The 9,363-nt window shown below is 65.7% G+C and carries 11 protein-coding genes, 1 tRNA gene and 1 pseudogene; 10 read left to right on the top strand and 3 right to left on the bottom strand.

What is annotated here, in order from left to right:
• Both Vqi01_RS29350 and Vqi01_RS29345 read left to right on the top strand, forming a co-directional pair.
• The coding region (locus Vqi01_RS29350; protein ID WP_239098754.1) for a hypothetical protein at positions 1 to 202 on the top strand (202 nt) is incomplete at its 5' end.
• A gap of 74 nt (positions 203 to 276) precedes the next feature.
• Entirely contained in the window at positions 277 to 900 is a 624-nt protein-coding gene (locus Vqi01_RS29345; RefSeq protein WP_204038387.1) for a mycothiol-dependent nitroreductase Rv2466c family protein, read from the top strand.
• A 59-nt stretch (positions 901 to 959) separates the two neighbouring features.
• Here Vqi01_RS29345 and Vqi01_RS29340 read toward each other — a convergent pair.
• Positions 960 to 1,445 (bottom strand): annotated as a pseudogene (locus Vqi01_RS29340) (transposase family protein); the annotation flags it as partial.
• A 196-nt stretch (positions 1,446 to 1,641) separates the two neighbouring features.
• Here Vqi01_RS29340 and Vqi01_RS29335 point away from each other — a divergent pair.
• The 7 genes from Vqi01_RS29335 to Vqi01_RS29305 all read left to right on the top strand — a co-directional run bounded on the left by Vqi01_RS29335 (position 1,642) and on the right by Vqi01_RS29305 (position 7,496).
• A complete protein-coding gene (locus tag Vqi01_RS29335) occupies positions 1,642 to 2,052 on the top strand; it encodes a PDDEXK family nuclease (RefSeq protein ID WP_204038386.1) in 411 nt (136 codons plus the stop codon).
• Entirely contained in the window at positions 2,004 to 3,398 is a 1,395-nt protein-coding gene (locus tag Vqi01_RS29330) for an AIPR family protein (protein ID WP_204038385.1), read from the top strand. Before Vqi01_RS29335 ends, Vqi01_RS29330 begins: the two co-directional genes overlap by 49 nt.
• Positions 3,399 to 3,842: 444 nt before the next feature.
• Positions 3,843 to 5,072 carry a helix-turn-helix domain-containing protein gene (locus tag Vqi01_RS29325; protein WP_204038384.1) on the top strand — a complete coding sequence of 410 codons (1,230 nt, stop codon included), beginning with the start codon at positions 3,843 to 3,845 and terminating at the stop codon, positions 5,070 to 5,072.
• Between the two features lie 211 nt (positions 5,073 to 5,283).
• The gene (locus tag Vqi01_RS29320; RefSeq protein WP_204038383.1) at positions 5,284 to 5,454 is read left to right on the top strand and encodes a hypothetical protein; all 171 of its coding nucleotides are present in this window, start codon (positions 5,284 to 5,286) and stop codon (positions 5,452 to 5,454) included.
• A 200-nt stretch (positions 5,455 to 5,654) separates the two neighbouring features.
• Complete coding sequence (locus tag Vqi01_RS29315) at positions 5,655 to 6,836, top strand: helix-turn-helix domain-containing protein (RefSeq protein ID WP_204038382.1); 1,182 nt, start codon at positions 5,655 to 5,657, stop codon at positions 6,834 to 6,836.
• A 237-nt stretch (positions 6,837 to 7,073) separates the two neighbouring features.
• The gene (locus Vqi01_RS29310; RefSeq protein ID WP_204038381.1) at positions 7,074 to 7,241 is read left to right on the top strand and encodes a hypothetical protein; all 168 of its coding nucleotides are present in this window, start codon (positions 7,074 to 7,076) and stop codon (positions 7,239 to 7,241) included.
• 33 nt (positions 7,242 to 7,274) lie between these two features.
• Positions 7,275 to 7,496, top strand: a complete 222-nt coding sequence (locus tag Vqi01_RS29305) for a tRNA-specific adenosine deaminase (RefSeq protein ID WP_204038380.1) — start codon at positions 7,275 to 7,277, stop codon at positions 7,494 to 7,496.
• Between the two features lie 136 nt (positions 7,497 to 7,632).
• On the opposite strand, the gene Vqi01_RS31725 is transcribed toward Vqi01_RS29305, so the two are convergent.
• On the bottom strand, positions 7,633 to 8,340 hold the full coding sequence (locus tag Vqi01_RS31725; protein ID WP_275408854.1) for a DapH/DapD/GlmU-related protein: 708 nt from the start codon (positions 8,338 to 8,340) through the stop codon (positions 7,633 to 7,635).
• Positions 8,341 to 8,504: 164 nt separating this feature from the next.
• Here Vqi01_RS31725 and Vqi01_RS29290 point away from each other — a divergent pair.
• A tRNA-OTHER gene (locus Vqi01_RS29290) sits at positions 8,505 to 8,631 on the top strand.
• 44 nt (positions 8,632 to 8,675) lie between these two features.
• On the opposite strand, the gene Vqi01_RS29285 is transcribed toward Vqi01_RS29290, so the two are convergent.
• Positions 8,676 to 9,155: a GNAT family N-acetyltransferase gene (locus Vqi01_RS29285; RefSeq protein ID WP_204038379.1), complete on the bottom strand. Its 480-nt coding sequence runs from the start codon at positions 9,153 to 9,155 to the stop codon at positions 8,676 to 8,678.
• Positions 9,156 to 9,363: the final 208 nt, after the last annotated feature.

Below are 9,363 nucleotides of genomic sequence, written 5' to 3'. Positions count from 1 at the left end.
CTGGGTGGGCCTCGGCCGGATCGTGTACGTGGCTTCTTCCGAGCAGCTGACGGCCTGGCTGGCCGAGATGGGTGTGCCCGCGCCACCTGTCCGGAGCCTGCCGGTCCGGGACATCGCGCCCAATGTTGTGGTGCAGGGGCCCGTGGCCGAGCTCGCCGATCAGGTGCACGACCTGCATCGGCGCTACCACGGCGCACGTTGAGGAGACCTTCCGGCAGCGCTGCCGATCGGGGGCCTGAAGCCGGTAACTTTCTCCTGGTCTTCAGGAGGAGGCCGGTGGCGCGGAACGTGGACTTCTGGTTCGACCCGAGTTGCCCGTACACCTGGGTCACCTCGCGGTGGCTGGTCGAGGCCACCACGGTCCGACCGCTCGCCCTCCGCTGGCATGTGATGAGCCTGTCCGTGCTCAACGAGGGCCGGGACGTCGACCCGGAGGGCGACACCGAGGGCTGGCTGTGGCGCCCGGTGCGGGTCTGCGCGGCGGTGCGACAGCGGCACGGGCAGGACGGGCTGGCGCGCTTCTTCACGGCGTACGGTGAGCGGGTCCATGAAGGAGGCCAGTGGGGCGACTTCGGTGACGCGCTGGCGGACGCGGGCCTGCCGAGGGACCTGGCGGAGGCGGCCGGCACGACGGAGTTCGACGCAGCGGTGCGCGCCTCACACGCCGAGGGCATCGCGCTGGTCGGCGACCACGTCGGCACCCCGATCATCGCCACCGACGACGACACCGGCCGGCGGGTGGCCTTCTTCGGCCCGGTCATCTCCCGCATCCCACGCGGCGAGGCCGCCGGCCGCCTCTGGGACGGCACCCTCCTCGTCGCCGCAACCCCAGGCTTCCACGAGCTCAAAGGCCGCCCCCACGCCACCCCCCACCACGCCACCCCCGACCACCCTGGTTGATCATGAGGTTAGCGGCGAAGTCGATCTCCCCAACTGCCGCTAATACGGCAGCCGCCGTCCTCGATGATGCCGTGGGTTCGGGCTGCGGTCAGGTCATGGACCGAACCGGGCAGCGCCGGCGAAGCCCAGACGAGCCGGCCAACGGCATCGGCGATGACCTGCACGTTCACGCCGTGGTGCTTGTGTTTCCCGGAGTTCCGCTGGTCGGCGACCCGGTCGATCGGAATCAGGGTGCCGTCCAGGATCGCGTACGCCGGTCGGCGGATCCGGCCCATGGCGGTGGCCAGATCATCGGCGGCCGTCGCGAGCAGGGCTATCGCTTCCTGCACGTACCGCCAGGCGGTGGCGACGCCGATCTGAAAGCCGGCCGCGAGTCGGGTGTAGGTGTCGCCGTTACGCAGGTGAGCGAGAGCGAGCAGCGCCTGCCGGCCGGGTTCGAGGCGCCGCCACCGGGATCGGCGCTGCTTGCGGTGGCCGCGGATGCGTGCGGCCAAGTGGTTCAGAGTCCGGCTGGACAACGGAATCGTGGCGGGGTAGGACAGCATGGCGAGGCTCCCGGTCGGGGCTTCGAGTCTTGGTCGACAGCTGTCCTACCTGGAGCCTCGCACCCATCGATCACCGGGCCGGCCACACTCATCCTGACCTGCAAGATCAGCCTGGAAAAGGCTCAATCCGACCCGTATGGACGCTCCACATTCTGCTGACGAGCAGGCAGGATGAGGCGAGACTGAGGGGAGCACGATGGACGACGGCGACCGGGCACTTCCGAGGTGGCTTAGCGATCACGACGCTTTTACGGCCCACCTCAACGAGCAGCTCGCGGACGAGAATCCACACGGCAAGGGACTTCGTTTTGTCAACTTTGTTCTTGCGGTATTGCCTCGGGTGCCGCAGGTGTCAGAGTTTACTGACTTCGAGCGGAACAAGCGACTCAGTCATGACAAAGGTGTCGACATTCTGACGGCTGCCACAGACGGCGGCCGGCAACTTTTTGTCCAGTCGAAATTCAAGATTCGCCGCACCGATGAGATCGACACTATCCTGAGTCTCTTTGAAGCTTTGAGTACGAGCACCGGGAGCGGCAAGAGCCCGTTCAAGGAACGTTGTTTGATACGCCGGAAACCATCAAGGCAAGCGAGCCGGTCTATGTAATCGCAACTGCCACGAAGACTCAGCGCCTACTCGAGCTGTATCAAGAATCGAAACGAAGCTCTCGAAAGTTTTATGACACCTTGATGGCTGAAGGCCGTCTGCTGGTTGTCGATGGCCCGGAATTGCTCCGCACCTTGCAGTCTGTCTATAGGAAGTCGTTTGAGGTGCCCTCCGAGCTTCTGCTAAAGGCCGTGACTGATTGGCTAAAAGTCAAGAATGTGCGGCTTGGCGTGGTGACTGGAGGTGAGCTTATTAGGCTGTACGACACACATGGCGACGGTCTCTTCTTTGAGAATATACGATCGTTTCTAGGGCTTGAGCGGAATCAAGACCGCGAGTCAGTCAATCGGAGGATTGTAAAAACCGTCGAGATTCACCCGGAGAAGATGCTGGAGAGGAATAACGGCATCACTATCCGAGCGAGCAAGGTAAGATCGACCGGTTCGGGTGCTCTTAAACTCGAAAACGCTTCCATCGTCAACGGCTGCCAGACGACGATGTGCATCGTGGCTAGTCGTGACCAGGTGGAGGACACTCTTCTCGTTCCCGTTAAGGTGATCGAGTCCGCAGAGTCCTGGCAGGTTGCCCATTCGGCTAATTATCAGAACCGAGTGCGGCAGATCGACCTAGATCTGGCCAGGTACCTCCGCCCGCAGCTTGTTCAAAGGGCTGCGGCCCGCATGGGTATTGCGGTAAAGCCGGACGCTTCCCAGGGTGTGACCGACCTGATAGCCACGATCAGTGACATGCAAATTACTTACGAAGATACAAAGGCCTTCTATAAAGGTGTCTTCAGCGAGCGACCTACGAATGTTTTTGACAACAATTACAATAAGCTTCAGACCTCTGTTCTGGATGTCATCTATGAACATGAAGACTTGTCGGATAAGGTGTTCGAAGCCCTGTTTGGCCTAAGTGGCGCGGGTCGGAAGGGCAGGGAAGAGAGTGTTCGCGTTTACAGCTCAACGGAGAATAAGTACTTCCAGCGATTCCAAAAGCCGGAGTATAACGCTTACATCTCGCTTCTGGCTGCGGGTGCAGTCGCGGGAGTTAATCTTGCCAAACGAGAGCACTCCGCGAATGCTGAAGCGGAACGCCTACTCGGGTTCCTGGCGGCTGCTAAGGAAGTCGCCGAGGTGAAGACTCAAGAATTTGTAGATGCCTACCTGATGTCCTACGAGTTGCTGTCAGAGGCGGCGTTCGCATCGATTACCGCAGAGTCGGGTGATGCCTTAGTCTCGCAAGAGATGTGGAGAAAGATTACGCAGACGCCGTATGAGAGTTACTACAATACGTTACGGATGCGAATGCAGGGCGAACTAGCGAGACGGCAGCGGCAGTTATGAGACTTGCGCCCAGAGCCTATGACTGCCAACGTGGGTAGCGGGTATGTGGCTCCGGTTGATAACCTGTCCCGGCCCGATAAAACGCCGAGCAACCAAGAGTCCGGCGTCATGTGCATCGGTACCAGCGTGGCTGGCCGAGGCGTCGGCAACGAGCCAAGGAGTTAGTACGGCAGCCGCCGTTTGAGATCTTGCTGCTGGGCAGGGGTGGATGCGAGGCGACCACCGCGTGATCGTCTGTGCGTTGTGGCGAGAAGGGGCGGGGCGACGGGGTATCGGCGTACTGGAGCTGAGCGGGGTGAGCGCTAGGGGTTCGATGATCACAATATGCAGCATCTTCAGATGCCCAGAGTCACGGTCCAGGGTGTGAATCGGTGTACCGTCCGAAGTGGTGGCCCGTCGGACGGCCGGCGGGTTGGGGCCTGGTCCGCTACCTGGGAGGCTGCCATGCTTACGACCATCGGCGATCACCTGCGCAAGCTGCGCAGTGAGTCCACGTTCACGCAGGAGCTTCTGGCCGAGCGCGCTGGCGTGAGTGTCGAGACGATTCGCAAGCTGGAGCAGAACGAGCGGACCAGCGCCCGTATGTCGACCCTGAACAAGCTGGCGACCGCGCTGGGCGTACCTACGTCTGCGCTGATGGGGTCCGCCGCGCAGGCCCAAGCCATGCGCGAGCCCGACGCGGAACCACTCGGCCTTGTTGATGTCCGTCGCGCCCTGACTCCGGTCGCTGACCTCGACGGGCGTTCGGTGATTGACGAGCCCGAAATCGGCCCACCGACGGCCGCCGACGTTCGCCGCTCCATCCGGGCGGCGAACACGATCTACCACGCCAACGATTACGCAGCCGCCCTCACGCTGATCCCCGGACTACTTGACGAGGCCCGGACCTTCGTAGCGTGCGCCGATGGCGACGAGCAACTGGCCGCGCACGCGCTTGCGTCGCGGGCTCATCAGTTGGCTGGCCGGCTGCTCATCCAACTGCGCCGCGTCGACCTTGCACATGTCGCACTTACCGTAGCTCTCGACCACGCGCGCCGTAGCGGTGACCAGATGGTTGGGGCCGCAGCGGTGGCCCCGATGTGCTGGTTGTTGTTGCGGCAGGCCCGGTTCGGAGAGGCCGAAGTCCTTGCGGTGCGGACAGCCGACCAGGTGGAGCCGAAGCTGTCCACGGCGTCCCCGGCCGAGCTTGCCGCGTGGGGATTCCTACTGATCAAGGGCGCTTCGGCGGCGGTCCGGGATGCCCGGTACGACGATGCCCGGGACATGCTCGACCTGGCAGCGGCTGGCGCGCACCGACTTGGCGACCGGCCGCACCCGGACGCCGATATCACGGGCAACGACTACTCTCCAGAAGGGGTGCACCTTATGCGGGTGGAAACGGCCGTGATCGCGGGTCGTCCCGACGAAGCGCTGACCCTAGCGCAGCAGGTGCACCGGTCCCCGCAGGTGACCCCGTCGTCCCGGCAGCGGCACCGCTTGGACGTTGCGCACTCATACGCCCAGACCGGCGCGTACACCGAGGCGACCGGTGTGCTGATGGACCTACGGGATCGGGCACCAGCCTGGCTGCGGCAGCAGCGGTACGCCCGGGACATCGTCCAGTCGATCGCCGACCGACGTCGGCGGGCGATGACCAGAGAGTTGGCGGAACTGGCGTCTTTGGTCGGCGCGTAGTCGCACACGACGTACCAGTTCTCCGGCGGCCGCTTGAAATGGTGGTCTGCCGTGTACCTGGCCGCCGTCATCCCGTCGCGTGAGCATCCAATTACAGGGCGCGATCGATGGTGGCTGCCAGCAGAGTTCCGCTGCGAGTCGCGCCTCTTCGACCGGCACAGCGGCGTCGTCCCTCCAGGCGCACCGCCGTGCCTCCGAGAAGGGATGCCAGGTGGGCGACGGTAAGCAACGCGAGCCGAAGCAGAGTCGAGGCGAACAGATCCAAGCGGCGGAGCAGGAGGCTGCGAAGCAGCGGATTCTTGCGCAGGCTGAGGCAGAACGGATCCCGGCCGAGGAGACAACCCGGGCGGTGCCGGAGCGGCGGCGGCGTCGTGAAGGGTGACCGGGTGCCGGCAGCCGAGAGCAGTCGGCGACGCATGTCGTACGGCGATTATGTCGCGGCGGTGGCGCTCGTCCTCGCTTGCCGGCATCGGCCGGTCTGGTCGTGGCGGAAGCGGCGGCGGGTCTGTCGGTGTGGTGTGGACCTGCCGTGCCGGGCGCGGTTTCGTCTGCCGCTGCCCCGTGGCCGCTGGACGGTGCCGGATGAGCGGTGACGGGGTGCCGATCGGTCGGCGGGTCGCCTACCTGCGGGCGCGGCGAAAGCTGTCGCAGCAGTCGTTGGCGGATCGGTTGGGCAAGTCGAAGAGTTGGGTCGACAAGGTGGAGCGTGGGGTGCGCTCGCTGGAGCGGGTGTCGACCATCCGGGACATCGCCGCCGTGCTGCGGGTCGACGCCGCGGCGCTGCTCGGCCGCGAGGCCCGGCCCGCCGACACGGCCGCGCGCAGCGCGGACATCGTACGAATCCGTGGGGCGTTGTCGTCGTACGCGGTGGTGCGTGACCGGCCGATGCCGGTGGTGCCCGTCGATCGTCTCGTGCGGCAGGTCGGGTACGCCTGGACGGTCTACCAGCATGCGCGGTATCCGCAGGTGGTGCGGCTGCTGCCCGGGCTGCTCAGCGATATCGACCGGGCCGGTGCCCGGGATCCGGTGGCGGGTCGGGTGGCGGTCGTGGCGGCGTACCGATTGACTGCGGCGCTGCTGGTGAAGCTGGACGACACGGGTCTTGCCTGGTTGGCCGCGGACCGGGCGGTGGCTGCCGCGAACGGTGATCCCGTGCTGGTTGCTGCTGCGGCGGTGCAGCTCGGCCAGGTGCTGCGCGCCTCGGAGCGGGCACGGTCGGTGCTGCTGGCTGCCGCGCACCGGATCGCTCCGCCCGACCTCGACGTCGGCTCCCCCGAGGAGCTGTCGCTGTGTGGGGCGCTGCTGGTGCAGGCCGGTCTGGTGGCGGCCCGGTGCGGCGACGAGCGCGCGACCGGTGAGCTGTTGGACGAGGCCGCCGAGCTGGCGGCCCGGGTGGGTGACGGGCTCGACCATCACCGGACCGGGTTCGGGCCGACGGCTGTCGAGCTGGCCCGGTGCGCCGCCGCCGTGGAGTTGGGCGACGGGCGGGAGGCGGTCGCGCGGCACAAGCAGGCGATCCGGCGGAACGGGTGGCGGCTGCTGCCGGTCGAGCACCGGGCCGCGCACCTCATTGACGCTGCCCGTGCGTACCTTCAGATCGACGATCCCGGCAACGCGGCCCGGGTGCTGCTCGCTGCGGAGAGTGTGGCGCCGTACGAGGTGCGGCGCCGGCCGGCGGGCCGGGACGTCCTCGCCCAGGTCGCCCGTGATCCGAAGGCTCCGGCGGCGATCGGCGAGCTGGCCCTCAGCCTCGGGCTGGTGTGAACCAGCACCGAACGGCGCATCTTCGGGGAAGCTGTGGTGTCAGACGGCCCGCGAGGCAGCAACCTCCCCGAACTTGTCTCATCCTGTTTGTCCTGGTGGGTGGGTCTTGACGTGGTGATGGCAGGTGTATTGCCTCAGGTCAGTGGTCAAGTGATCTTCGTGGTGATCGTCTGCCTGGTGCCGGTTCGCGGCGTGGCTACCCAGGGATGAAGGAACCCGCGGCGAGGGTCATTGGTCGTGGCACACATCGATTCGCCCGCCGAGGGCCATGAACTGGTCTACCAAGTCCGCCTGCCCGTGTCGAGCCACACCTTCGCGCTGGTGACCGAGGCGATACGCACCTACCGGCGGCAGGTGAAGTCCCGCTGGGCCGCGGCGAACATGTCCCCTGAGGAGCGTGCGTAGGCAACGGTTCTCACCTCGGGCGAGCACTGCCCGATGTGTGCCGCCGCGCACGGCTGGGTCGGCCTCGGCCGGATCGTGTACGTGGCCTCTTCCGAGCAGCTCGCGGCCTGGCTGGCTGAGATGGGTGTGCCCGCGCCACCGGTCCGGAGCCTGCCGGTCCGGGACGTCGCGTCCGGTGTCGTGGTGCAGGGGCTGGTGGCCGAGCTCGCCGAGCAGGTGCACGACCTGCACCGGCGCTACCACCGCTCACGCTGAGGAGACCTTCCGCGAGTTCGGCGGTGATCTCGGGTTACGGGATCATTCAGGAGGTCGCCGGCCTGTCCGACGGCCGCGTCAACCTGACTGACGTCACGCGCACAATGGCGTGTTCGCGAAAGCTCAGGTGACCGGCTCAATGCCGATTACGGGGATGCTGCTTGGCCGTGCGCTCGTTGCCGCGTTTGTAGTTGCCGGTCACGCGGGCCATCAGGCCCTGTGGGTCGTCGTCGACCTCGTCGAGGAATTCGGCAGCCCGCTGCCCGCGCAGCGTGGTGGCCACCCGGCCGCGGTGCGTGATGACGACGCTGCCGTCCGGACGCGTGATGAAGGCGAACCCCTCCGCGGTGCCCATGGACGACGAGCCTACCGACTTCAGACGCTTCCGCTCGACAACGCTTGTTGCCGTCACCACGCTCAGCGGTGGCACGTCCTTCGCCACAACGGCACCTGCGCCGACGACCGAGCCGCGACCGATCGTCACTCCAGGGGTGATCGTGGCTGCGGCGCCGATCCACACGTCATCCTCGATGACGATGGGCGCGTGCGTGATGAAGTCGTACCGTTCGTCGAGCTCGACGGGGTGTCCGGCCGTGCACAGGGTCACTCGGGGACCGATCAGGACGCGGTCACCGATCGTGATGCCCCCGTAATCGAGAAAGAAGCATCCCTGATTGATGAACACGCGCTCGCCGAACGATGTGCCGAGCCCGTAGTCGCAATAGAACGGAGGCAGGATCGACAGCGAGTCGGGGATCGGTTTACCGAAGATCTCGGTCAGCAGCGTCCGGCGCGCGTCGAGGTCGTCGAAGGGCAGCACGTTGAGGCGCGAGGTCAGGTTCATGACGAGCTGTACGCGCTCCGCGAAGGCCCGTGACTCATGCGTCCGCGTCCGTAGGCGTTGCTCGTTGCGCACGAGCCATGCTGGCACACCGGGTCAGCGTCCCGGTGCGGACCCACCGGAACCCGGTAGCCAGGTCGATCCGGCTGATGGGATGATCGGCATCTGGGTCGCTAGCTCAACTGGCAGAGCATCCGCTGAGTAGCGCGTCCGCTCTCCGACCCGTGCGGTCATGGAGGCGCTTCCTTCTCCTGGCTAATCGGAAGGTTCGGGGTTCGAGTCCCCGGCGACCCACAACTCGCACCAGGTCAGGTCCGGCATGAGTAGAGGCACTGAGATCATGGTTCGATCCGGAGTTCGTACACCGCTCGGTGTTTCCCGGGCCCTTTGTAATCGTGGATCACCGATACTCCGTGCTCGACGGCGTCGCCGGAAACGTTGGTGAAGCCCAGGGCGAGCCAGGCCCGGTGCGCGGCCCGGTTGTCGGGTTCCGAGGTGAGGAAGAGGCGTTGGCATCCCCAGCGGGAGCCTTGGCGCTGCACCTGTTGAATGAGCGACCGCGTGATCCCTGCACGGCGATGGCTCGGGTGGGCCATCACGTCCTGGAGGTAGATCTCGGACGGGTCGACCTGGCTTCGGAAGGCGATCACGCTGCCAACGACCTGCCCGTCAACGATGGCGACCGGGCAGGTGTTCGCGAACAGCGTGGCGTACAGCCAGTAGTCCGATGAGCCCCGCACCCTGATGTACGGCTCTCCGAGCGCCAACAGTTTCTCGAGGTCGGAAATCCGGTCGACCGTGAGCGGAGTAATGATCATTTAGCGCTGCCCTTCGGTGAGCTTGATCGATGCGGTCAGATCATGTGCCCACGATCGACGGGGCCAGAGGGGCGCGCCGTCGCCGATGGTGGAACCGGCTCGGAAGCCGACATGACTCCCCGACAAGATAGACAGCTACTCCGGGGCGGGCCCAGTTATGGAAGGAGGTCCCTGGTGCCGTAGTTGTCCCACCACGAGGGCTGGTGCA

The sequence above is a fragment of the Micromonospora qiuiae genome (assembly GCF_016863555.1).
In the GTDB taxonomy this organism is placed as follows: Bacteria; Actinomycetota; Actinomycetes; order Mycobacteriales; family Micromonosporaceae; genus Micromonospora; species Micromonospora qiuiae.
This window is presented reverse-complemented; position numbering and strand designations above follow the sequence as displayed.